This is a genomic window from Streptomyces sp. BK022 (assembly GCF_004217355.1).
GTDB classification, from domain to species: Bacteria; Actinomycetota; Actinomycetes; order Streptomycetales; family Streptomycetaceae; genus Streptomyces; species Streptomyces griseoluteus.
Genome location: NZ_SHKU01000004.1, coordinates 900,270 through 922,908 on the forward strand (window position 1 = coordinate 900,270; position 22,639 = coordinate 922,908).

General features: G+C 67.8%; 18 protein-coding genes and 2 pseudogenes. 10 read left to right on the forward strand and 10 right to left on the reverse strand.

Going from position 1 to position 22,639, the window contains the following annotated elements; translation table 11 throughout:
• The first annotated feature begins 58 nt into the window (after positions 1 to 58).
• The 4 genes and pseudogenes from EV284_RS20885 to EV284_RS33365 all read left to right on the forward strand — a co-directional run.
• Complete coding sequence (locus tag EV284_RS20885; RefSeq protein ID WP_130336299.1) at positions 59 to 700, forward strand: hypothetical protein; 642 nt, start codon at positions 59 to 61, stop codon at positions 698 to 700.
• Complete coding sequence (locus tag EV284_RS20890; protein WP_130336301.1) at positions 697 to 1,167, forward strand: hypothetical protein; 471 nt, start codon at positions 697 to 699, stop codon at positions 1,165 to 1,167. The genes EV284_RS20885 and EV284_RS20890 overlap by 4 nt, the downstream gene beginning before the upstream one ends.
• A 1-nt stretch (position 1,168) precedes the next feature.
• On the forward strand, positions 1,169 to 1,399 hold the full coding sequence (locus tag EV284_RS33360; RefSeq protein WP_242625746.1) for a hypothetical protein: 231 nt from the start codon (positions 1,169 to 1,171) through the stop codon (positions 1,397 to 1,399).
• A gap of 5 nt (positions 1,400 to 1,404) precedes the next feature.
• Positions 1,405 to 1,512: pseudogene (locus tag EV284_RS33365) on the forward strand (IS5/IS1182 family transposase); the annotation flags it as partial.
• 561 nt (positions 1,513 to 2,073) lie between these two features.
• Here the strand turns inward: EV284_RS33365 and EV284_RS20900 are convergent.
• Positions 2,074 to 2,717, reverse strand: a pseudogene (locus tag EV284_RS20900) (HNH endonuclease family protein).
• A gap of 169 nt (positions 2,718 to 2,886) precedes the next feature.
• Here EV284_RS20900 and EV284_RS20905 point away from each other — a divergent pair.
• The 3 genes from EV284_RS20905 (at position 2,887) to EV284_RS20915 (ending at position 6,722) form a co-directional block, all read left to right on the forward strand.
• Positions 2,887 to 3,483 carry an RHS repeat-associated core domain-containing protein gene (locus EV284_RS20905; RefSeq protein ID WP_165425595.1) on the forward strand — a complete coding sequence of 199 codons (597 nt, stop codon included), beginning with the start codon at positions 2,887 to 2,889 and terminating at the stop codon, positions 3,481 to 3,483.
• Between the two features lie 47 nt (positions 3,484 to 3,530).
• On the forward strand, positions 3,531 to 3,746 hold the full coding sequence (locus tag EV284_RS20910; RefSeq protein ID WP_130336305.1) for a hypothetical protein: 216 nt from the start codon (positions 3,531 to 3,533) through the stop codon (positions 3,744 to 3,746).
• Positions 3,747 to 4,883: 1,137 nt separating this feature from the next.
• Complete coding sequence (locus EV284_RS20915) at positions 4,884 to 6,722, forward strand: restriction endonuclease (protein ID WP_130336307.1); 1,839 nt, start codon at positions 4,884 to 4,886, stop codon at positions 6,720 to 6,722.
• Positions 6,723 to 7,146: 424 nt separating this feature from the next.
• On the opposite strand, the gene EV284_RS20920 is transcribed toward EV284_RS20915, so the two are convergent.
• The 8 genes from EV284_RS20920 to EV284_RS20955 all read right to left on the reverse strand — a co-directional run bounded on the left by EV284_RS20920 (position 7,147) and on the right by EV284_RS20955 (position 17,756).
• Positions 7,147 to 7,806 carry a hypothetical protein gene (locus EV284_RS20920; protein ID WP_237546978.1) on the reverse strand — a complete coding sequence of 220 codons (660 nt, stop codon included), beginning with the start codon at positions 7,804 to 7,806 and terminating at the stop codon, positions 7,147 to 7,149.
• Positions 7,803 to 9,860 (reverse strand): hypothetical protein, encoded by a 2,058-nt coding sequence (locus tag EV284_RS20925; protein ID WP_242625747.1) that lies wholly within the window; start codon positions 9,858 to 9,860, stop codon positions 7,803 to 7,805. The genes EV284_RS20920 and EV284_RS20925 overlap by 4 nt, the downstream gene beginning before the upstream one ends.
• 249 nt (positions 9,861 to 10,109) lie before the next feature.
• Positions 10,110 to 10,907, reverse strand: coding sequence for a hypothetical protein (locus EV284_RS20930; RefSeq protein WP_130336309.1), 798 nt, complete (start codon positions 10,905 to 10,907; stop codon positions 10,110 to 10,112).
• 102 nt (positions 10,908 to 11,009) lie between these two features.
• Entirely contained in the window at positions 11,010 to 11,648 is a 639-nt protein-coding gene (locus tag EV284_RS20935) for a Crp/Fnr family transcriptional regulator (protein ID WP_242625748.1), read from the reverse strand.
• A 60-nt stretch (positions 11,649 to 11,708) separates the two neighbouring features.
• Positions 11,709 to 12,233 carry a Pycsar system effector family protein gene (locus EV284_RS20940; RefSeq protein WP_130336313.1) on the reverse strand — a complete coding sequence of 175 codons (525 nt, stop codon included), beginning with the start codon at positions 12,231 to 12,233 and terminating at the stop codon, positions 11,709 to 11,711.
• A 153-nt stretch (positions 12,234 to 12,386) separates the two neighbouring features.
• The gene (locus EV284_RS20945; protein WP_130336315.1) at positions 12,387 to 15,122 is read right to left on the reverse strand and encodes a TerD family protein; all 2,736 of its coding nucleotides are present in this window, start codon (positions 15,120 to 15,122) and stop codon (positions 12,387 to 12,389) included.
• Complete coding sequence (locus EV284_RS20950) at positions 15,112 to 17,184, reverse strand: DEAD/DEAH box helicase family protein (RefSeq protein ID WP_130336317.1); 2,073 nt, start codon at positions 17,182 to 17,184, stop codon at positions 15,112 to 15,114. Before EV284_RS20950 ends, EV284_RS20945 begins: the two co-directional genes overlap by 11 nt.
• Positions 17,181 to 17,756: a hypothetical protein gene (locus tag EV284_RS20955; protein WP_242625749.1), complete on the reverse strand. Its 576-nt coding sequence runs from the start codon at positions 17,754 to 17,756 to the stop codon at positions 17,181 to 17,183. The genes EV284_RS20950 and EV284_RS20955 overlap by 4 nt, the downstream gene beginning before the upstream one ends.
• 456 nt (positions 17,757 to 18,212) lie before the next feature.
• Here EV284_RS20955 and EV284_RS20960 point away from each other — a divergent pair, with 456 nt between their 5' ends.
• A complete protein-coding gene (locus EV284_RS20960) occupies positions 18,213 to 18,563 on the forward strand; it encodes a hypothetical protein (protein WP_130336321.1) in 351 nt (116 codons plus the stop codon).
• A complete protein-coding gene (locus tag EV284_RS20965; protein WP_130336323.1) occupies positions 18,560 to 18,871 on the forward strand; it encodes a hypothetical protein in 312 nt (103 codons plus the stop codon). Before EV284_RS20960 ends, EV284_RS20965 begins: the two co-directional genes overlap by 4 nt.
• 119 nt (positions 18,872 to 18,990) lie before the next feature.
• On the opposite strand, the gene EV284_RS20970 is transcribed toward EV284_RS20965, so the two are convergent.
• Positions 18,991 to 21,228 carry a hypothetical protein gene (locus EV284_RS20970; protein WP_242625750.1) on the reverse strand — a complete coding sequence of 746 codons (2,238 nt, stop codon included), beginning with the start codon at positions 21,226 to 21,228 and terminating at the stop codon, positions 18,991 to 18,993.
• A gap of 235 nt (positions 21,229 to 21,463) precedes the next feature.
• Between EV284_RS20970 and EV284_RS20975 the strand changes: the two genes are divergently transcribed.
• Positions 21,464 to 22,612: a hypothetical protein gene (locus EV284_RS20975; protein WP_130336325.1), complete on the forward strand. Its 1,149-nt coding sequence runs from the start codon at positions 21,464 to 21,466 to the stop codon at positions 22,610 to 22,612.
• Positions 22,613 to 22,639: the final 27 nt, after the last annotated feature.

Sequence of the window (22,639 nt, forward strand, 5' to 3'; positions counted from 1 at the left end):
TGGAAAATAGCATGGAAAAACCGAGACTACTAAGTATGCTGGTAGAGGAGGGGGAGGCGTGATGGCCGGACCCGGACGCCCGATGAAACCGATCTCCGACGAAGCCGACCCGATCGTCGCCGCTTTCGTCGAGCAAATCCGCGACCTGGTCCAGGACACCGTGCAGGACAGGCCAGTCGGTGACCTCGCCCAGTTCGGCCCGTTGGCCCGTTCCACCTTCATGCACGCGCTCAGCGGACAACGCATGCCGACCCGTCAGACCATGGACGGAATCATCGACTCGATCGCCCGGTACAAGGACCTGTCGCTCGAGGAACACCGCGACCTGCGGAACAAGTGGCGCGCGGAACTCGAGGCGACCCTGCATTTGGTGCGCGGCGAGAGCTACCTCTACATCGCTGGAAGCGGCAAGACCCAGAACGTGATTTACGGGCTCATGGGCGGCGACCAGCAGGTCACCAGCATGATCAATGGTGTTTCCGGCGTCCTGGACGTCGAGACGGCACAGGTCCTCGCCGATCAAGCCCAGGCGGAGCGGAATACCGGGGCTGAGCCGACGCCCGCCCCCGGCGTCACTGTGGCGGCCGCTGCTCTGGACCACGCGCTTGATCGGCTGGAGGAAGCAGCCCAGGAGGTAGCCCAGGCCCGCCAGACGCTGCGCCTGGCGCTGGAGCGCGCAGGCGAGAAGCCGCCCAAGTGACCGGCGTCGAAGAGGAGCACGGGACCGCGCTGGAGCCTGTGGAGGTGGTCGACGCCGAACTGGTGGACGACGACGTCCCCGGCGCCGGCGAGGTCGCCATGCCCGACCCGGTGGCCGCCGTCCTGGCGGCTCTGGACGCGGACGCCAAGGATTACCTGAACCGCATCCGGCCGAAGAAGACCCGCGACGGCTACGCCCGGGACTCGGAGATCTGGCGCGAGTTCCACACCTGGCTCGCCGCCACGACCGGCACCCCCCTGCCGCTCAGCTCCATCACGGTCGGCACCTTCGTATCGTTCATGACCTACCTGGATCAGGTGGTCAAGGCGCCGCCGAACACCATCGAGCGCCGCATCACCGGGGTCACCTCCGAGGCCCGCAAGCGCGGCTACACCGTGCCCAAGGAGGCCACCGAGGCGGCCCGCCGAGCGCTGAAGCCGCTCAAGCTGGACGAGAGAGCGGGGTGAGGTGGACCTGTCCCTGGTCAGCATCGACTCCACCACCTCCCGGGCCCACCACGACGCGGCCGGGATGCACCTCCACGAGGACGTCATCACCGCCTTGGAGAAAGCCGCAGCCGAGGAGGAGACGGCCAGGTCAAAAGGGACGGCCTCGAAGAACAAAGCGGGCAGGACGCTGAAGAGGATCCCGCGCGGGAGGAACGACGACGCATCCGGCGACGGCGGAAACTTCGGCTGAAGGCCGCTGTCCTCGGACGCTCCAGAGGCGGGCAGACCAGCAAGGTCCACCTCGCCGCCGACCGGAAGTGCCGCCCGCTGGCGTTCGTCCTGACTACGGGCCAGGTAGCGGACAGCCCGCCGTTCATCCCCGTCCTGAAGAAGGTGCGGGTGCGCGGGCCCGTCGGCCGCCCCCGCACGCGCCGGCGCTGAACCGCGTCACCAGCACATCCACCAGCACTGTTCTGCGGATCCTGCGCCACCTCGCCAAGGAAACCCACACCGGCCGCCCCCGCACTACAGCGGTAGCCCGCCTCATGGCGTTCATCCCCACCGCCGTCACCGTCGGCTACCTCCGCGAACCCGACATGGAACTCCCCCTCCCCGGAGCCGACTTCGCCGACCGAGTCAAGGCAGCCCTCACCGCGACGCCGACCAACCCGGAAAACGGTGACGCCCCCGGCTCGCCAGCCGATCAAGACATCCAGGACCTGATCCGGCAGACCACCCCGCGCTGCCCCTCCGGCCTTCGTGCGGCGCCCGCTGCCGCACGAACCGGACAGCACACGGACGAATACCTGATGGGTCGCCAGGGGCAAACCGCGCGACGCCCTGCACCTCCGACAGGTCGAGCCCCCGCAAGAGTCAGATCCGCCAGGTCACTGGCGACTCAGAGGGCGGCGCACGCGAAGTCGACTATGCAGCGGATTCATAGGTGACGTCCTGCTGCCTACACCCAGCCGCGATGTCGGTGAGGACGGCGCATTCGGCAGGGTCGACGGTCAGGTTCCAGCGGAGCTTGGTCGCCACCCAGTCCGCGGCGTACGTGCAGCGGGCGTCGGCCAGCGGGGGAAGCCACTCGGACGGGTCGCCGTCGCCCTTCGACCGATTAGTGCGGGCGGTGACCGCGACGAGGCTGCTGTCGGCATCCAGGTCGTTGGCGTACGCCTGCCGGTGCTCCGGCGTCCAGGCCGAGGCGCCGGAGTCCCATGCTTCGGCGAGCGGCACGACGTGGTCGCGATGTCGAGCGCGTCCGCGTCGGTGACGGTGACCCCGTCGTAGTAGGAGAACCACGTGCCCGCCGTCACCCGGCAGCCGGTGTGCACGGTGCGGGACTCGGAGATCAGTACTTCGGCGCGGGTGTCGCAGCCGTCCTGGTCGGCGTCGCCCCAGTGCTTGAAGAGGTCGCGCTGGTAGCCGTCACGGGACTCGGCGGCAGCCGGGAGCCGTTCGACGGCCGCCGTGAGCGGCAGCGTCGTGGCCGCAGCCGGTGCGTGGGCCGCAGCCGGGGAAGCGGAGACGAGCGCGGCGGCCACAGGAGCCATGAACTTCGAGAGCATGGCCCGTTGTTAGCCGAGCGGAAGCCGCCCGGGGGAGAACTCGCCGTTCCCATCATCCCAACGGCCGAAGACTGCGGACGCCGACGCTGCTCAGCGGATGCCGCCCGCTCCGAGCAGCAGGTAGTGCGTGACACGCGCGCGAGCTTTCTCCGGGGCAACGCCCAGGGCGGTGCCGCTGATCGGCGTGACCAGCGGCGGCAACCCGTACTACTACGTCACCGACAACCAGGGCGCCCCATCCGCCCTCGTGGACAACTCCGGTGCCAAGCAGGGCCGCTGGGACTACAGCCCCACGGGTAACGCACGCTCCGGGAACTCGGCCTCCGTCGACCAGCCCTTCGGCTACACCGGCGCCTACCTGGACTCGAGCGGGCTGTACAAGATGGGCGCCCGCTACACCGACCCCACGCTCGGCCGCTTCACCCAACCCGACCCTTCTGGTCAGGAGAACAACTCCTATGCGTACGCAAGCGGTGATCCAATAAACCGATCTGACCCCAGCGGTCTGGCCTCGTGGGACATCCTGGGGCCAGCCGGTGACATCACCCAATCCGTAGCCCACCTGGCGCAGGGAGACACCCAGGCTCTATGGGGCGACGTAGCCGGAGTTATCGCCGGTGCGGCATTCGGCATTCTGTGCGAATCAGTCATGGTGGCTGGCACAATCCCTACGGGTGGAGTCTCCGACGTCGCAGGCACGGCCGCTTGCTACGCAGGCGCATGGGGAGCCAGTCAAGTCGCTTCCAGCGTGGTCTCCGGGATATGACCGCGAAAACATGAAGAAATCAGCCTAGTAGATTCGACGGAGGAAGTATGGAACGCCAGCGCCTCGGATGGACGATGGAGCAGCGAGCGGGTGTCAAACGCTACTTCACCATGGGCACTGTGCTGGTCGCCCTCGGCGTGGTCCTATCCATATTTCTCATCGCGTCAGGAAACGCGGGTGGATGGGCGCTTCTGGCGATCATGGTGGTCCCCTGGATCTTGACATACGTCTACCTTCGGAGCCTGGGGAAGAATCAACCGTGAACAGTCGGATCAACGGTCCACGACCGTATATGATGCGTGGTCGACGCATCGCTAAGTACCCACTCTGAGGGGCCCAGCCACTCGGGAATAACCGCCCGCGTAAGTCGAACTCTTCTCGGAGGCGGCCGCCCTCGCGACCGCCTCCGAAGCATGAATCGACACCGAGCCTCTTCCAACCTGGCTGTGAGATCGAGGGGGCGCGGTGACGGTACAACGAAGCCCCAGGTAGATGGGTTGTCGGCCGACAGCAGCCTTCGCCGCGTAGAGCCTCGAGTCATTGCCCACCCATCCGACTGCATCTGTTCACCTCCGCGCTGCGTCTGCTGCGGCGGGAGTTGGCCGCTCGGCGACGACAGATCGGCACCCGGCGGCAGCTGACCTGCAGCCGCCAGGCGCTGACGACCCTGGCCCACTGTGGGTTCTCACCTCGTCTCAGGTGCCTGAGATTGTCCGCCGCTCCGTCGACTTGAGTACCTGCCCGTGTATGAGATTGATCTTGACTTCGCTTGCGAGTTGATTACCAGCAGGTTTGACGGTGCGTGCATCTGTGGCCTGAAGTGTTGATGGGTTTGAGCTGCGGGACCTCGATTCATCTGAGATTCCCTGACGTCGTCGAGAACCCTTATCGGGATGAGTGGCTCCGGTGCAGGTCAGGCTCGTTCCTGGAGGGCGCGCGTGGAGCGATTCCGATCACGTAGGGTTCGCCGTGGTTGCGCATGGGGAGGCAGAGGGGGAGCGTTGGCCGAGGAGCACGCGGAGCGGCGTGTTGCAGTCCTGACACCGCTGTTCGAGCGGCTGCTGATGCAGGCGTTCAGGTCTCTGGGCACTTCGGCGCCCACTGTGTTGACCATCTGTCGCCCTGAGGGGAGACCTCTCCTCGAAGCTCCTGCGCAGTGGCCGGCTGAGCATGAGCCGACGTGGGAGACCTTGTCGGCACGTGCGACTGAACTGCTGGCTGCTGGATCCGTCCTATTGATGCCGCCCTGGGGGCGGACCTCATCGGCGAAACGCTCGGCAGGCAAGACGTCCTCGCATTGGGAAGATGCTGTCCTGCGGTCATGCCGACCAGCCTCTTCTGACAGCGTGCTCGGGGTTCTTGTGCCCTCGCAGATGTGCGCGTCTGAGGCTCCGTGGGCCGTGGACGTGAGAGAAGCCGTCGCTGAGCACTGGGACACACTGCTCGTGGTGTACGGTCACGGCGCCATGGAGGGCTTCCATGCTGGCCTTGAAACGGCAGCGGTCTTCTTGCGCGCCCGCACAGCTGACCAGCAGCTGTTGAAGATCTTCCGATTCTCTGCGCGGGACGACGAAGGCGCCGTAGAGAAGGACTTCCAGGGGCTGCTCTCCCGGGGCGGGGGCCGAGCGCGCCATGGCTACGTGGCCCGTAGGCGCCCCGATCCCGCAGCATCATTGGCGTTCGATCTTCACGACCCGGACATCGAAGACCGCCGCTCTGACCTTGCCGGATTTGGTGGCGTGAGCTTGCTCGGCGACCTCTATCACCAGCTGCCGACGCTCCATCTTGCCGACGCGAAGAACTGGACCTGCTCGGCAGAAGACCCCGGTGCGGTACGGCTGTTGGGAGGGCGCGATGTCGGACGTGACGGGACGATTGCACCCACCACGGAGGAGACACTGTGGGGGCATGTTCCCGAGTCGCATCTGCTGGCCCCCGGTGACCTCTTGGTGCGTTCCGTCCAACACCCAACGGATCCTGGCGGGTTCGTCGTTGCGGAACTGACCCCCCAGGACCTCCCCGCGGCGGCGACTCACATGGCCATTCCGCTGAGGCCTCGCCCCGGTCTGGACGCGCAGCAGCGCCGCTTTGCCGTGTTGTTCCTGGGCATGCCGCTGGCCCGCAAGCTCATCGGACTGCAGGCGGGACTGCACCTGGGAGGCAGCAAGCTTCGGGCCTTGCCGATTCCGCAACCTGACGAAGCACTTGCCAAGGCGCTGGACGACGTCACCGCTGCGAGGACGCGTCTTGAGGAGTGGCAGGAGGAAGCAGACTCCCTGTTGGCCTCGGTGTTCCTGGACAGGACTGCGGCTGCGGCGCGGTCGCGGATCATCGCATCGGGTCGAGGTCTGCGGCTGCGTGTCGAGGCCGCATCGTTGCTGGATGACCTGGGCCACACGGTGCGCACCCGATTCCCCTATCCTGTCGCCTCCCGCTGGCGTGAGGCTGAGGCCCAGACAAGCGCCGGACCATCGCAGGGCGCTTACGCGGCCGTGCTGGACACGACCGAGATTCTGTTGTGCTACACGGCCCAGTTGGCATTGGCACTCGCCTCGTCTTCAGGCATCGAACTCGGATCGGCCACCGCCATCAAGGACAAGCTGTCCGCTGGACGTGGTGGTCCCGGGTTCGGTGATTGGGCCTTCGTCCTGCAAGAGGTCTCCACCAGCCGCAAACTGCGCGCTCTGCCACCAGGACACCCGCTTCACGACCTGCGGTCTCTGCTCGACAACAAGGAGACCGCCCAGGCTCGCCAACGACTCAGCGACCGCCGTAACGACCAGGCACACCTGCGGCGGATCGACCCTGTGGACCTGCCGCGGGCTACCTCAGAGGCCCTTGCCGACCTGACTTGCCTGTTGGAGGCGGCGAGGTTTCTCGCGGACTGGCCTCTCCTGCACCTCACGACCGTCCGCTGGGATGCACTCACCCGGACTGCCGCACTCGAATACCGTGAGCTGACAGGCGATCATCCGGTCGTGCCGACCCGCACCATGACGGTGCCCCGCAACGACCTCGAGGCCGGCAGCCTCTACATGCGCGACAGCGACCACGAGCTGCACCTCCTGCGCCCGTTCCTGGTCGGCCGGGACTGTCCTACGTGCCGGCTGTGGTCCACCTTCCACGTGGACCGTGCACCCAAGGAAAAGGTCATCCTCAAGAGCCTGGAGCACGGACACGTCGTTGAAGACGCCTCGCCGGTACTGCGGGCCAGCCTGGAGCATGTACAGCTGCTGTGACCCGCCCAGGCTTGTCGCCAGCCCCGGGGTGCCCGGCAGTTTCACTCGCCGCCTGCGTGGCTCTGGTTTCTTGCGGAAGCAGCGTGCAGGCCGGCCGGGAGGAGGCGGATTTCCCGAGCGCGTACTCAGCGCGGTCCGCCCTCTGGCCGCGCCGTCGGGTCGGGAGGGGACGGGCGGGCTGGGTCAGGCGTGTCGGACGGGACGGGGGCGGCGTGGTGTCCGTGGAGCCGGTAGACCATTTCGTCAGGTGCGTGCAGCGTGCGGGCCTGCCGCCAGGCCGTGTCGTAGGACAGCGGCGTCTTGCTTCGCCGTTGCAGGAGCAGGGCCTGCAGGCTGGTCAGGGGGGAGAGCACGGCTCTCCAAAGGACAAGCTTCACGGTGAGAGTCCTTGTTTCGCCACGTGCCAAGGGCCGTGTGATGGACGTCAGTTGGCGGGCGCCTGCGCCGCGGATGATGCGCTGCCGTTGAGCGCGGCGACGGAGTTGAGCAGGGCGAGCATCGCCCGCTGCTGCTTGTCGGCATCGCTGAAGCCGTCGCCGAGTTGTTCCCACTGCTCCAGCAGCGGATACCACCACTGGTCACAGCCTTTGATCGTGCGGGCCAGGCGTTGCAGCGCGGCAGTCTCCTCGTCCGGGAGGTGTCCGGGGTGGCCTTCGAGACGGTCGAGCACGACGAGGCCGGGGTGGTCGTAAAGGTGTGTCTTGAGGAACTGCAGGCGCCGGATGCGTTCGGTGTCCGCTGTGCGCTGCGCGAGACGTTCCCGGGACTCCGGCGACAGACGCAACACCACCTGGGTTGCCAGGATCCGATAGTGGCGGTTGCCCTCGTGCGAAGCGCCCAAAGCGGCGTTCAGGGCGTCCTGGGCAGCGGGCAGGTCGGCGGCGTCCCAGCGTGCCGCCGTCGCGGCGGCCTTCTGATGGACGTCGGCGCGGACGAGGTCGTCGAGGTTGGGGCGCAGGCGCAGTGTGGGACGCCAGCGCAGCGTGTAGACCGCTTCGAACGGGATGCCGGGGGTCGCGCTGGCCAGCAGCCGTGGAAGCGGGCAGGTGGTGGTGCGTTCCGCCCGCTGCCAGGGCCACCTCATGCCGGGTCCCTCGTGAGAGAGAACACCGGCTGCAGACGGTGGTCGACCAGGTGCTGGTAGAAGTCCTCGCCGGCGTTGACACCCTGGGGCGTGGTGACGTCGGCCAGAGCCTTCATCAGCTCCATGCCGGCGTGGAACATGTTGTGACCGCGCAGCGCCGGCAGAAGCTGGTCGCGCAGGCGACCGTAGGAGGCGGGGTCGGGCGCGCACGTACGGATCCATCCGGTGAGGTACGGGATGGCCTCGGCCGTCGTGTCCGGACTGCTGAGGAGGTCCTGCAAGGCCCGCTGGACGTCGATGTCCGGCGCGCGGTCGGACATGAGCCAGGGCATGCCGTCGTCCTGGACGGGCATCAGGGCCAGAAAGGCCAAGCTCCCGCTCTTCGCGGATGCCTGGGACTCCTGCCAGTCGCGGACTTCGGCCACCAGCCGGGCGGTGCCCGTGGGCCGGCTGGCCAGTTCTTCGAAGGCCTTGAGAACGTCACGGCGCAGGTCCGGCTCGCTGGTGGTGTGGGCGATGCGCCGCAGTCGCACCATGGCCCTTTTCGCCGTTGACGCGTTGGCGGCGTCGTCGTGCAGGACGCGGCGGCAAGTGGAGATGACGGTGGGCGCGTAGGGCTTCTGCTCGGCCCAGCGGTACAGAACGTCCCAGGCCAGGCGTCCGACGTGTTCGTCGTGGACGGCTACGTCCAGGACGGCGCTGAGGAGGTCGGGGTGGGATTCGCGGGCGATGGCGCCCAGGGTGGTGAGGTGGGCGGTCGTGCCGTGGCGCAGGACCAGGGCGGACAGGGCGGCAACCGAGAGATCGGCTGTGCTGTAGCCGGCGGCGCTCTGCACGAGCCAGGCAAGCATCGCCTCGCGGATGGCCTCGTAGTTGTCCCAGACGTACTCGAGGATGGCCCGGCCGTAGGCGGGCCGGTCGAAGAGCACGGTGTCCTGGGAGCCGACGGCTGCGCCGACGTCCTGGATGCGGCGGCGCAGCCCGCGGCCGGCGAAGGAACTCTGAGTGGGTGAGAGGCTCGACCTGGTGCCCGCGTCCTTCGGGGCGAGGGCTTGGTGTAGGGCGCGTGCGGTGCTGGCCACGATCGGCAGGGGAGCCGACTGGCGCACCGCCAGGGCCAGCAGCAGGCAGCGGTCCTCCAGCGTGAGGGAGCCCTTGGCATTGTCGTGAGTGGTCGCCACCTCGCCGAAGAGCCCGTCGAGGTGATCCCTCCAGTCCGACAGCGCTGCGGTGATGCGGTCTTCCAGGCTGAGATCGGCGTCGGCCGGTGCAGACCGGGGGAGGGTCGCTGAGGTGCGGGCGTCCTGTAGGCGCTTGTGCTCCTGCCACGTCATGACGATGGTGTTCGCGGCGCGTACGGCTGCCATAGCGTGCAGTCCCCGCAGCGAGGCCACGGTTTTCGGGAAGGAGCGAAGGTCGGCGACGAGCGGCGCATGCCCGGCCGCGTTCAGAAGGGTTTCCACCACTCGCAGGGCATCCGGAGGCTCGCTGAGATACACGACCTGTACACCCTTGCGGGTAGTCAGCCGGTCGTCCCACAGCTCTTGGGCGACCGTCAGCACGAGGTAGGAACGGGCATCCCCGAGGTGGTCGGCGAATGTGCTGAGGGCATCGAGGAAATCCGCCGACGGCCGGTCGCTCTCGGGATCCTTCAGGTCCAGCTGGTAGGCGTGCTCTTCCTCCAACGGCAGCCGCCCCTGGCTCGGCGCATTCCAGTCCCCGTCCAGTTTGACCAGCGTGGTCGTACTGTCGGTGTGCTCGGCCAGAAGCCGCAACGCGAAGGTCGTGGCGCCGAAGGAACGAGGTGCCACCACAATCACCACACGCTGCCGCGGTCGCGGCGCCTCCGGGGTGAGTGCCTGCTGCCAGGCTTCGGCCCACTGCCCCTCGCAGACGAAGGGCCGGCTCAGGACCTCTCCGCGATCGATCCGCACGCCCTCCAGCAGGTCCAGCTTGCGCGTTTGGCTGACGAACTTGTTGATGCTGCCGGCGACCACGTCGACTCTGCCGTACAGATGAGTGCCGGCGCCGTTGGTGAGGAGTACATCCGGCACGGCATCCGCCGGGCCTGCGCCCGCGTGCGGGCCTTCCGACGAGCCCTGCGGCAGGACGCCGCTCGGGGGAGAGTTCTCTGGCCGGTCCGCTTGCCGCCGCCACGGCGGCCGCCAGCCGCCGGATCCATTCGGCTCCGGCTCACCGGGCTGGGGGATGGCTGAATGATCGGGCCCTAACGGCCCGAAACCCTGTTCTGACATGCACTGCCTCGTCTGTGATGGGGGAGCGGCGGACCCTGAGTGCGAGCGTCAGCGCCCAGGACTGTTGTGGTAGTAGGTGCCGACGCTGCCGATGACGTTGGTGTCTTTCATGGACCCCAGGAACTGCATCGTGGTCCCGGAACCTGCAGGGGCCGGCGGCGGATCAGCCGGGACCGCGTCGGCGGCCGGGGGCCGTTCGGTGACGTAGCCCTGCAGCGTCTCGGCCGCCATCCCCGGGACGTGAAGCTGGCAAGGCTGCTCGAAACTCTTGCCCTCAACGCGCGCGACAGCCGTCAGGAAGTGCGTCTGCTGCAGGTGCGGCGTGCGCCCGGCGTGCACGGTGCGGTCGAACACCGGTCCTGACAGGACGGCCGCGACGTAGGCCCCGTGCTTCGTGGCCGCGGTCATGGCCTGCCGCACTGCCTGGCTGTCGACCAGGCGGCAGGCCTCGTTGATGGCGTCGCCCCGGTGGTCAGGCAAAGAGAGGGGACCGACGTGGACGCTGACGCGGACCCAGATCGCAGATCCGCCGCGCAGCCGGGACTGGTCGTAGCGAGAAAGAGCCGCGTTCAGGTGGCCGAGCAGCGGGTCCACCAGTCGTGCCGTGTCACGCGCCGGCACCACGCAGATGGCGCCGTCGCCGGTGTCCCGGTAAGCGCCCTCCCGCGACCGGGGGTCGTCGAGCCCGCTGTGCGGGAAGACCGTGTTGAGGATGATGTCATCCAGGTCGGCGCGGATCGGAGCCATCTTCGCTTCGGGAAGCTGGCTGTAGTTCCTCATGTCGACGACCAGGAGCGCATGCTCCGGGGGTACGTCGAGACTGTCCGGAAGGACAGATGCATCCATGGAAGCCGGGCCTTTCAGTCATGGCGGTCACAGCAGGTGCCATGCTGATTTAGGCCTTCTGCGGGTGGTGCCCAGGAATGGGCATCACTGTGATGCTGTGCGTCACGTTTCGGCGCGGACGTGCCGTCGGGTGGCCGCGATGTCGCGCACCACAAGTCCCCCGCCGGGGGTCGTGTCCAGCCAGCCGTGCTCGCGCCACGGCCTGAGAGCGGTGCCGATAGCGTTGCGGGAGGCACCGATCATCTGGGAAAGCTCGGTTTGCGTGAGACGGACCGACAGCTCGCGTGTTGTTGCTGAGGAGAGGTCCGCCAGGCGGGTCAGGGCCGAGGCCAGCCGGGCAGGAACCGACGCCGTGGCCAGCTCGAGCCGCACCGACTCCGCCTCACGTACGCGGGCGATGGCATGTCGCAGCAACGGCGCCAGCAAGTCGTATTTGTCCACGAAGGTGAGGAAGTCCGCGGCCGGGACGATGTGTACCATGCAGGTCTCCGCCGCAATGACCGACGCTGAGCGGGGTTGGGAGTCCAGCACCGCCAGCTCACCCAGCAGTTCACCGGCTCCCCGCACGGCCAGCAGCGTCCGTTCCCCGCTCTGGCCGGTCAGCGTCACGAGCGTGGAACCGGAATCCAGCAGGATCACATGCGTCCCGGGATCGCCCTGCCGTAACAGCACACTGCGCGCCGGCCGCGACCTCCGCGGTGCGAGATCACGCAACTGAGACCACAACTGTTCACCGATCATCGTGATATGCGGCTGATACACAGTCCCCCCAGGTGTGGCGCCCCTCACATTCGGATGGTCTCAACATGGCATGTAGGTGATCAACAGCCCAATTCCGGCCACCGTCAGGGCAACCCCCACCAGATCCACCGCCAGACGGACCGCCCGGAACTTCCGCCGCGCCAGAACAGCCATCACCGACAACCGTTTCTCCGCCAGGTCCCGTTGGCGCGCACTGCTCATCTCGGCAAATGAGGCCACCAGCAACCCGGCGTCCGCTCCCCGCCGCAACCCGAGCAGTTCGTCAGGCGCACCGGCCGGGGGAAGAACCGGGCGCAGAGCCCACAAGGCCGCGCCTACCGCCGCCGTCAACAACAACGAGGTGGACAGCAGCGCCACCTTAAGGCCGCTAGGGGCATTCACCCCGCACAACATCGCCACGCCAGCCGTCAGAAGTCCCGCCGCCGCCCCGCACACAGCAGTGGCTTTGGCATCCGCTCGCTGCAGCTCGACGACCATGTCGGCAGCCATGGCCCGCAGCCGCAGCACCTGCTGCCCGTCCGCCCTCGCCACGTCACCGGCCCTGCGCCCCATGACCACCCCCATGCATCTCCAGGCGAAGCCAACCGCCGCATTGATGACTCGACTGTCCTCTGCTCTCCTTCCGGGCGGTGCCCACCAGCGGGCCCCGTGCGGGCGTTGTAGGTCACGCAAGGGCGAGTGAGGCAGCAGAGGGCGCGGCGGGCGTTGACTTCGCTGTCAGCGTTCGACGTCGATGCCGTAGTCCGCGGCCAGGCCGGCAAGCCCCGTGTCGTAGCCCTGACCGACAGCACGAATTTTCCAGCCCGAAGCGTGCCGATAGATCTCCACGACGATGGAGACGGTCTCGCCCGAAGTGAAGGGTGCTGGCTCGAAGGAAAAGTTGGTGCCCGAGGGTTGGGTGGTCTCCGCACGCCATATGGATTGCTGGTCGAAGACGGCCGTAGGCAGTGCTTCGAGGTCGATGCTGGCGATGACGGCGATGCTGTGGACGTCGGCAGGGATGTGGGGTAGTTCCGCGGTGATGGCGGCTGTGCTGCTGTGGACTCCGTCTTGGTGGGGGTGGTTGTAGAAGACGAGATCGTGGTCGCCGCGTACTCTGCCGTGGCTGGTGAGGAGTACGGCGGAGACATCGACGGGTGCGCCGGTGGTGATGAGGCGTACCGTGACGGCTTCGGCTTCCAGAGGGGCGTTCGCCCCCTTGCTCAGCGCCCTCCCGGCGCTTTGCGGGGCATCACGGTGGCTCTCGGTCGGCCCGGCGTCCGATCGCTCTGAGGGCAGGTTGGTGTTGGTGAGCGCGGTCAGGGTGTGTTGGAAGACGGGCCAGCCTTCGGCTTCTCCTCCGGGCCAGACCAAGGCCAGCCGCGTGGAGCCGAACTGTTTGGGTGTGGGGGGTTGGCCGAGGGCTTCGTGGAGCTGCACGTAGCGCAGACTTTCGACGGCCAGGCAGCTGAGTTGCCATTGCCGTCCGGCTTCTTCGGGCTGGTTCATGCGCAGATCGTCGTCGACGGCGATGCCGCCGAGCGCGGTGTAGACGCGGCGGGCGAAGTCATGGCCGTCGCCCCCCGGCAGGAGACGGGCCGGGCGCTCCTGCTGGGTGGGTGCGGGCTCGCCGATCGCGGTATACAGCGCGCCGAGGTCGCCGCCGGTCCACTGGTTGGCCGTGGTGGTGGCGAACTCGGCGAACTGGATCAGGGTGGGCGGCCGGCTCTTCGCGGCCACGTGCCGGTGATGGGCGCGGGCGACGTCTTCCAGCGCGGTGCGCCAGCGCTGCTCAAGGTAGGTGTCGAGGTACTGCTCGGCCCAGGCACGGCGATGGCGGGTGACGATGTCGCGGACCCGCTCGAAGCCTTCCCTGCGGCTGCCGCTGCTGTAGCTCATGGTCAGGCTGAAGGAACCGACGTCCGTGTCCACCGGGAGCTCGCTGCGCCGCTTGACGATTGCCTCCTCCGGTCCCAAATGCCGTTCAGCGGTGCGCAGTTCCTCGAAAAGGTCTGGCGAGACGGGGCAGCCGGTATCTCGCAGTGCGGCGAGGGGGCGGCTGTAGTAGTCGGCCACACCGGACAGTGGGGCGCGGGAGTAGGGGCCTTCGCACACGAACCAGGCGGTGAGCGCGACGCCGTGCCAGAACTCCGGGGCCGGGCCGAGGGTTTCGGCCATCAGCTGGTGGGGTTGTGGGTTGCTGACGATGCTCTTGGCGTGCCGCTGCAGCGTCACCCACTGCCACAGCCGGTCCACCTGCTCGTTGACCGCAGCGGGCAGCACCTGCCGGTACAGCTGCTGGGTGAAGCCGTGATCGTCCGGCACGAAGGCCATGATGCTGTCATCGACGAGTCCCCACAGCGACCGCATGCCGGGGCGTTGGGCGGCGTGCGCCTGGTCGAAGGCCGTCCACCAGTTGCGCAGGGCTGCCACGCGTTCCTCGACGGGAGAGAGGGAGGTCGGGCCGCCGAGGAAGGCCGCGAGCATTGCATGAATCTCGTCCTCCGGGATGCCCGCCTCGGCCGCCATGCTGGCCGCCTGGGCGGACATCCCCACATACAGGCGCGGCTCAGGCAGTGCGGTGATGACCTCCTCGTCCGGGTGCGGCGGCGCCTGAAGGTAGTCCAGCACGGCCAGCCAGTCACCGGCGAAATAGCCGGAGATGACCGGCTGCAGGGCGCGCGTCAGCACCCGGCGCGCCAGGGCGGTGCCGGTCTTAGCGGCCTTCTTCGCGAAGGCGGCCATCAGGGCCTGCAGCTGCAGGCTGCGGTGGCGGGTGGCCAGCTGCATCGGATCGATGGAGGTAAGAGAGTCCAGGAGACGCAGACGGGCGCGTTGCTGCCCCGGCCGGTCCAACCGGTGCCAGCCGCCGCCGAAGGTGAAGTCCTCCAGCGCCTCGTCGGCAATGCCGAGCAGGCGGTAGCGCTCCTCAATGCCGGACCACAGCCGCCGCTGGTCGTCGATTGTCTTGGCCGGGCCCGTTGCCCGCACCCGGATCGGCTCGATCAGTGTCTCGAACAACGGGACCAGCACCGACCACAGCAACACCGCGTCGGCCGACCCGTCCACCAGGATGATGCCAGCCGAGTCGTCCGCGGCCAACGTCAGCGCGTGAGCGGGCCGTTGGCGCACCAGGTGCGGCAGATTTACCGCCCCGGCTTTCAGTGACATCTTCTGCGGCAGATACCAGGCACCGCGCTGCTGCTGCTCCTGAACGCCGAACGCCTCGGCGCACCATGCTCTCTGCCGGGCGGTGAGTCTCAACACCTTGACGCTGTCGGCTGCCTCCGGCCCTGTCCCTTTGACCACCGAGGCCACCCGCCGGCCGGCCAGCGCCGCGGCCAGCAGCCGGGCCGCGAGGGCGTCGAGCTGAGCGAACCGCTGCTGCCGACCGGCAGCAGCCTCCAGGGCAAGCCAGTCCTCGGGAGACGCGTCGAGAGCAGGCTGCCACCAGCGCGACAGATCACCGGCCACCGGTCAGCCTCCGCATGTACTCGACGAACTGCTCAAACGGCATCGGCGTCGCGGTGTTCTGCGCGTAGACGGCGTAGCGCTGCGCCATCAGCTGCAACTCCCGCTCCGCCCTCCGGGCCTCCACCCGGTCCAGGTCGTGCACGACCCGCTGCTCCACACGCCCCTGCTCGTACAGCACGAACGCATCGACCCCGCCCAGGAACGCACTGTCAGATGCCTCCTCTTCAGCGCCGTCACCACCCACGACGCCAGCCTCCAGCGTGTCGGCATCGATCAGGGGGACGTCGAGCAGCAGCGCGGGATCCATGTCGTTGTCCTCGCACATGCCCTCCAGGTGGTCCTCGAGGCCGAGTTCGGCATGGCAGACCACATCCAGGTACTGCTGATCGGCCGCCAGACCGGGATGCTGCAGCACCCGTACCCCGCGCCCGATGAACTGGTAGAACTCGCCGAAGCTGCCGTAGGGGCGCACGGGCACGACCACGGTGATGGGTGGGAAGTCGTAGCCCTGGCCGAGCATCCGCAACTGCACGATGCCCTGCAGATCACCCGCGTCCGACTCGAAACGCCGCCGGGTGGCTTTGATCGCCGACGCCGACATGCTGTGGTGCAGCGTGGCGCAGGAGATGCCGTGCTGTTCGGCAATCCGGGCGATCTGGTGGGCGTGGGCCTGCCCCAACGCCGCAAACAAGACCCGGGGTTTGACGGGGGCCAGCAGCTTGGCCTGCGCGTCCAAACAGGCCCGTGTCACGGCCATCACCTGCCGGATTGAAGCATCGGACTGCGCGGTGATGCGGGCCATCTTCCGCTCGTCTCCGAGCGCGGCCAGCAGGGCGTCGCGGCCCACGATCTGCTCACGCCGCCCGTCGGGCCACACCGCCTCGTACACCGTGGCCGCCGCATCCGGGGCGAACCGGTGCACGCGCAGGTTCTTCGCCGAGCCATCCGCGATGGAATCCACCAGCCGGTAGCGGTAGACGACATCGGCGTCGATCGGCTTGCCGTCCAGACGCTGGAAGCACGCCGACATCAACAGCGTGCGCGCATCCCGGAAGTGGGCGAACAACCGCTGATAGGAGGCGCTAGCCGCGATGTGGGCCTCGTCGACGACGATGAAGTCGACATCCCCCGGCTCCAGCTTGGCCAGTAGGTCGCCGTCCTTGTCGCCGGTGCCCAGTGCGTGAAAGTTCGTCACCAGCACGTCCGCAGCCAGCATCCGCTGCCGACTCACCCGGCCGATCTGTTCGTCGTCCGCGTCCAGGACCAGCGTGGCCGGCGGCCGTGCACCCGGCAGGAGCGGGCCGCCCGCAAGCCCGTACAGGACGTTGCCCGGCACTCCTGGGTCGAGTGCCTTGGCGAAGGTGCCGCGGATGACCGAGCCCGGAGTCACCACCAGGGCTCGCCGCCTGGTGAACGACAGTGCAGCCGCCACCCCCAGCGCGGTCTTGCCAGCCCCGACCGCCATCACCGTGGCCGCATGCCGACCGCCGGAGGCGTAGTAGTTGGCCAGCGCGGCCAGGGCCTCGTCCTGGCAAGTACGCAACGGCTCCCGGGCGACCTGAGCGCGCACGCCAGTGAAGTAGGCCTCATCGGCTGGTGACCGTGTTACCCGAGGAGGGTCGGCCGCCCGCAGGGGATCGCCCACCATGTCCGGGATCTCGACGCGCGGCGCGGCAATGATCAGAGGCGAGAGCACGGCATCCCGGCGCAGCATCGCCTGCAGCTGAGCAACGCAGCGTGCGGTGTCCAGGCGCACCGCGTCGTAGGAAAACCGCAGCACCGTCAGCCCCGTGGCCGCAAGGTCGTTCTGCCGCAGCCGGTCGTAGGTGAAGGCAGTGCGGTCACTGTGGAAGGTGAAGCCGTCCAGTTCGACGGCCAGGTGCAGCGACTCGCCTGCGATCAGATAGTCCAGCCGGTAGGTGCGCTCGTTGACCGTCACCGGATGCTGGCTGTGCACATGCGCCACGATTCCTTGCTGCGCGGCTGGAGTGAGTACCCAGCGCAGGAAGGCCTCTTCCAGGAAGGACGCCGAGGGGATCAGCTGCTCCAGCCCAGCACTCATGCCGCCCCGCCAACCGTCGCCTCGGCCGCCAGCGCGCCAATCTTCTCCGAGAGGCGGGCTACCGCATCCTCACCCTGCTCGAAAGGAGCCAGTCGTCGTGCCACTTCTAGGGCTTCGGTGAAGGCGCCTTCGCGCTCCAGCAGCATCACCAGTCGGGGAACGGACGTCACGTGCACGAACGAAGCCGGGACGAGGCCGGTGTCAAAGGAGACCGCCTGTGGGGCAGCCTCCATCAACTCCAAGTCCAGCAGCGCGAACACCTCAAGCAGCTCAAGCCCCTCAGGGTAGAAGCGTCTGCCGCTCCACAAGCGGTCCACCGCACCTTGGAGGACGAAGTGGTAGTCCATCGCTTCACCGGGAAGCTCCAGCGCTTCCCAGACTCGGTTGACCAGGTCCGCTCCGCTTGCCTCCATCGGCATATGGCGGCTGGCCGGCGTTGCCGACGTGCTGCCCTCAGCGGTAGGCCACATCAGTGAGACGTAGGACATCTGCGGACGGACATGCGCCTCTGCGAGCACCTCGCGGACGACGCCCGGGCTCCCGGTGAACCGCACACCAGGAATCGCTGCCATACGCTCAAACCACTTTGCCATGTTCCCCCCCGGCTCATCTCACTCTCGCAGCGGTCAGCGCCATCCAACTCTCACCGGCGTGCTGTGGTTCGGCCGGTCCGGGAAACCGCGTGCACCGGTGACCCGCTGTGTTCTGGCCACCGAGCCAGTGAATCTTCTCGCGGAGTCTTGGGTCGGGCGCAGGATTCTCTAGAACAGCACGCCGATTGAGCCAGGCTGCTCAGTGTGGCGCGAGCTGCCGCATCCAACCGGGCCGGACGAGTTGGTCCGACGGGCCCCAGCCGCGGTTGTGCGGATGCGGCCATTTCGGGATGGGCAAGTCCAAGGCCCCTCCGTGCGGACGGAGGACACGTCACTGGAGCCGGACGAGCCCCTGTCGAGCATCTTGCATCGCATCCTGGCCCAGACCGCGTTCCTGCTGTACGAGGAAGCCAGGCCGCAGCCTTACTGGCGGACGTGGAAGACCTCGAGCATTTCCCCAGCGCCGGACCTGAGGAAGGCGAAGACGTCGCCCTCATCGTGCCGCTCTACCTCGTTGGCCGCTTCACCCGGGAGGTCCTCGCCGCCATCCAGCCCCTGTTCGTCCACGTTGCGGCACGTCACGATCTCCTGGTGGACAACGTCAGCGTCATTCCGGCCCTCCCCGAAACCGGTGACGAATGGCGGCAGAACCTCCAAGAGAAGCTGATCAACAAGACACCCCCCAGCCAAGGCCCCGGACTCTGCGGCACGGAGGCAGTCGCGACTCTCAGCCGGACGGTTTCGCCTCCGACTCCCAGGAGCAACTGCTCGTCTACGAGGCGTTGAAGCGGGCGCAGGCACAGCTGCCGCAGGATTCCACCATCGCGGTCTTCCCGCTGCCAAGGGGCTGGCTCGGCAGCGGCAGCGTCTGGGTCCCGGACTTTATCGTCACCGCCTCCGGCCAGGTGGGTGCCATCGAGGTCGACGACCTGCATCCGCACGAACAGTTCGCCGCGGACGCCGCCTTCGACAGGCTCTGGCGCAGCAGCGGAATCGCTCACATCGAACGCATCCTGCTCAAGGGATTCAGCGCCGACTGCGAAGTAGACGCCCTCGTCCGGCAGTTCCTCGCCCGGCTGCGTGAACACCACTGACCACAGTGGCAGCCCAGCCGATCACCGAGCGATGGCAGATCCCCACTTCAACTGACGGTCCGCTCCAGTTGCTTGCCTTCACCCGGAGCTTGAGCCGACTGCTTGCCGCTGTCGCCTTGTCAGGGCGACGGCGTCGAGGCGGTGGCTGCCGGGCCCTTGGGTGTATTGAACAGACCCTGAAAGGCGCGTAGTTCCTCACCCGTCAGTTCCGGATCGCCACTGATGGCGCTCATGGTGGTGTCCCATTCCCGGTAACCGTCGGCGCGGGGAGTGAGCAGCACACCGACCGACGTGAGCTGGGTGAGGTCCGCATGCTCGCCGCGTTCGTGATGGCGCAGCTGAAGCCAGGCGGAGAACGCGGCGCGGGTGTGGTCGGTCAGGGCGGAACAGACCGCGAAGCCAAGCTGATCCCGATCAGGTCCGGCGATGAAGGTGCGCATCCGCCATACCGTGGTGCCGGTCTCCGGTTCGGCGACCGCGGTCAGCGCGTCCAGCAGAAATCGGCCCAGATCTGTGCGGTACCCGACCGGGAGGCTGTCGAGGCAGGCCAGGACGCGTTGCCGGGTATCCCACTCGTCCGGTTCCAGGGGGCTGGTAGCTACGTCCTCGAGCATGATGCGGACCATGGTGTGGGCTTCGTCGTCGTCACTGCCGGCGGGGGCGGCGGGCAGCAGGGGCACGCTGTGCGGCTGTCCACCGCGCCGAGTCCAGGACGGGTCCGCCTCTCCCGGTACTGCCTCGGCGTCCGCAGCGGCCAGCTCGTAGTAACGCTCCGGCTCGCCGCCCAGAACGGGCGCCCACGTGCCGACCCGGTGCAGATAGCCGACCACAGCGTGGGTGGAGCGCAGCTGGTTGAACAAGAACTCCCAGTCGCGTCGCAGCAGAGCGATCACCGGGGTGTGTCCGTGCTGCTCCGCGACAGCCAACTCCTCTGGAGGGTCAGGGTGTTCGATGATGGCGACGCCGACCCAGTCGATGGCCGGTCCGTCGATGCGGACGCGGCGGCCCCGTCCGTTGACCATGTGTACGCTCTCTGCCCGCAGCCGGCGGGCGGTGCCCTGGATCTGCTTGCCCGCCGCAGTGATTTGCTTCAGGACCCAGGACGTCTCCCGCTCTGCTGAGGCTGGCTCGCCCTCGCGCGCCTTGATCTGCACAACGACCCCCTGGTCGCCGACCACCAGCAGACCGTCGCTGATCTCCCGCACGCCTCGCCCCTTGCGTTCCACGCTCGGGGCCATCACGAAATCCGGCAGGCCCCAGGTGGCCGCCGCATCCTGCACGGCCCTCTCCGCGGCCGTGCCCCGCGAATCGTGGCTGCGCAAGGGCGTCGCGTGCGGGACGACCCGCTCGAACACCCCGCTCGGAGTGCTCACCATCAGCGTGAGCGTGTCGGCGTCCTCGACTCGTCCCAGGCCTATATCCGAGGAGGCCAGCGCGGCCAGTTGCCCGGCGGACCAGTGCCTCGACGAGCGTGTGGCTGCGATCCAAGTATCGCCGAGGACGGCGTATCCGGCAGACAGCACGCGCCGGCTGCCCGGCACCTGGCTAGACAGCCACGCAAACGAGATGGCGAACCGGGTGACCGCCTCGATTGCCAAGGACAGTCGCCGGACGAAGGTGTCCTCGTCATCGACCGGGACGAACCCCTCCGTGAAACACAGGTCGACGTACGTGCCTGCCTGTGCGGTCACAGCACACCCGCGCTGGTAGGAGCTCAGCCGGTAGCGGGCCAGGACATGTTCCTGTTCGCCGAGCGCGCCGGGCTCCGCTGCGCTAACGGTCTCGACCATCGCGGGCGCAGCGGCACGGACCTGCGGTTCGACGGGGGTCGCCCACGCACTCATCACCGCCCCGGCATCCAGCGCCGCCTCCCATTCCAGCAGATGGCCCAGTCCCCGGCGGATCCGGTCGATGACCTCGTCGCCATCGCTGTCCTGAAAGGGCTGGCAGTCCTCCACCATCGCCACGTGCGACCGCAGGGCGCCGTCCATGCACGACTCGGCCAGCGACTCCCTGAACCCCTCGAGAGAATCAGCGACCGGAAAGATCCGGGGGCACTCCGGCCTGCGCAGCCGCTGCAGCGCACTGAATGCCTCGACCGACTCCGTCACCAGCGCGTCCAGGCAGGCCCACAGCTCCTGCACGCACCCGCCAAACAGCTCGGTCAGCTCCGCCTGCCTGCCCGGCGGCCAAGCCAGCCAGGCCGTGATGACCCCCGACCCCTCCGGATGCGTGACCACGCCCTCCTCGACGAGCTCGCCTTCGAGCAGCGTGTTCCACAACCGCGCCATCGCCACCTCGGCCCGCCGCGCATTGTCCAGATGCTGCCACGCCCGCGGGTAGTACTCCCTGATCACAGCATCGACCCTAACGGCGGCCACTGACAATCGAACCGGCCCCAGGCGCAGCTGTCACCACTCAGACGACCTGCCCGCAGCCCGTACGACGGCCAGCGTGCACGGCAGCCTTGGCTGAGGCCACCGGCAGGAAAGGCGCGGGCCCATGTCAGTGGGGGATGGCACCATCACCGGAACAGAGGTCGCAGCCTCACCGACGCGTACACGAGCAACGATCCAGACAGGCAGGACCGCGATGGCACAGGCCGCACAACCAGCCAGCCTGAAGACGGCCGTTCCCTCGGCCTACCTGGATCAATGGGTGTGGGTGCGTCTGGCGAGCGCGGCAATCGGTCAACCGCGCGAGCCGTCCGACCTGCAGGTGCTCGCCGCGGTGCGCCAGGCCAGCGAAGCTGGCGTCGCCTTCCCCCTGTCCGTCACCCACTACCACGAGACGGCCCGCATTACTCACCCCCGCCAGAGGGCAGACCTCGCCCGCACGATGGCGTCGATTTCGCGCTGCCGCACCCTCTGCTCCGGCAGGATCCTGCTGCGTCATCAGTTCCTGGAGGCCATGCATCTGAGCTTCGGCCGGCCGGCGTTCCGGCCCACACCTCCCCAACCGCTGGGAATCGGGTGGGGCTGGGCGTACGCCGGCACGCGCCTGCAGCCGCAACTGCGCGGGCCATCCGGTCCCGTCGATCCGGCGTCAATGCCAGGGCTCCCCGACTTCCTGCGCAGGGCCGCTCAGTTCACCGAGTACCAACTCCTGGCAGGGCCGCAAGACGCTGACATTCCAAGGCTTCGGCAACTCGGATACCGGCCCGAAGAAGTCGAAAGGGTCAGCCAGAGCCGAGTCGACTGGGAGACGTTCTTCGCGGATTTGCTGGCCGGCGATCCGGTCAGCAGATCGGAGCTGCGTGTGCGCGTCCAGGCCCGCGAAATCATCCACGAACACTACGAGCTCCTTCGCGATCTGTTCGCCGAGTACCGGCTGGACCTGCTCCGGGCCACCGGAGTCGATCCGGCCCGCCCCAAGGCATCCCGGGTTCGTATGGTTGCTTTCGCCGACCGCATCCCGTCGGTGCGCATCGCCGTCGACGTGAAGGTGGAGCTGTTCCGCAACGCAGCCAGGAAATGGAACCGCAATACGGTGCACGACATCGACGCGGTGAGCCGCGCTGTTCCCTACTGCCACGTCGTTGTCCCCGACCGGGAGATCGCTGATCTGGTGGGCCGGTCGGAAGCCGGTCCACGCAACGGTACGTACGTACTGCGCGGTCTGCGTGACCTGCCTGACGTCCTGGCCGATCTGACCACGCAAGCGGTGCAAAGCGGCCGGGACGGCGAGGACTGGGTCAGACACGGAGAGGACTTCTGCATGGACCTGGCGGACCTGGGTTAGCGTCCGGGCGCCCCTGCAGGACAGCTG

Excerpts from the sequence above, each read along its gene's own strand:
- EV284_RS20955 (WP_242625749.1), bottom strand. The coding sequence starts at position 17,756 with ATGGCAGCGATTCCTGGTGTGCGGTTCACCGGGAGCCCGGGCGTCGTC.
- EV284_RS20940 (WP_130336313.1), bottom strand. The coding sequence starts at position 12,233 with ATGGGGGTGGTCATGGGGCGCAGGGCCGGTGACGTGGCGAGGGCGGAC.
- EV284_RS20950 (WP_130336317.1), bottom strand. The coding sequence starts at position 17,184 with ATGAGTGCTGGGCTGGAGCAGCTGATCCCCTCGGCGTCCTTCCTGGAA.
- EV284_RS20935 (WP_242625748.1), bottom strand. The coding sequence starts at position 11,648 with ATGATCGGTGAACAGTTGTGGTCTCAGTTGCGTGATCTCGCACCGCGG.
- EV284_RS20910 (WP_130336305.1), top strand. The coding sequence starts at position 3,531 with ATGGAACGCCAGCGCCTCGGATGGACGATGGAGCAGCGAGCGGGTGTC.
- EV284_RS20975 (WP_130336325.1), top strand. The coding sequence starts at position 21,464 with ATGGCACAGGCCGCACAACCAGCCAGCCTGAAGACGGCCGTTCCCTCG.
- EV284_RS20920 (WP_237546978.1), bottom strand. The coding sequence starts at position 7,806 with ATGAGGTGGCCCTGGCAGCGGGCGGAACGCACCACCACCTGCCCGCTT.
- EV284_RS20930 (WP_130336309.1), bottom strand. The coding sequence starts at position 10,907 with ATGGATGCATCTGTCCTTCCGGACAGTCTCGACGTACCCCCGGAGCAT.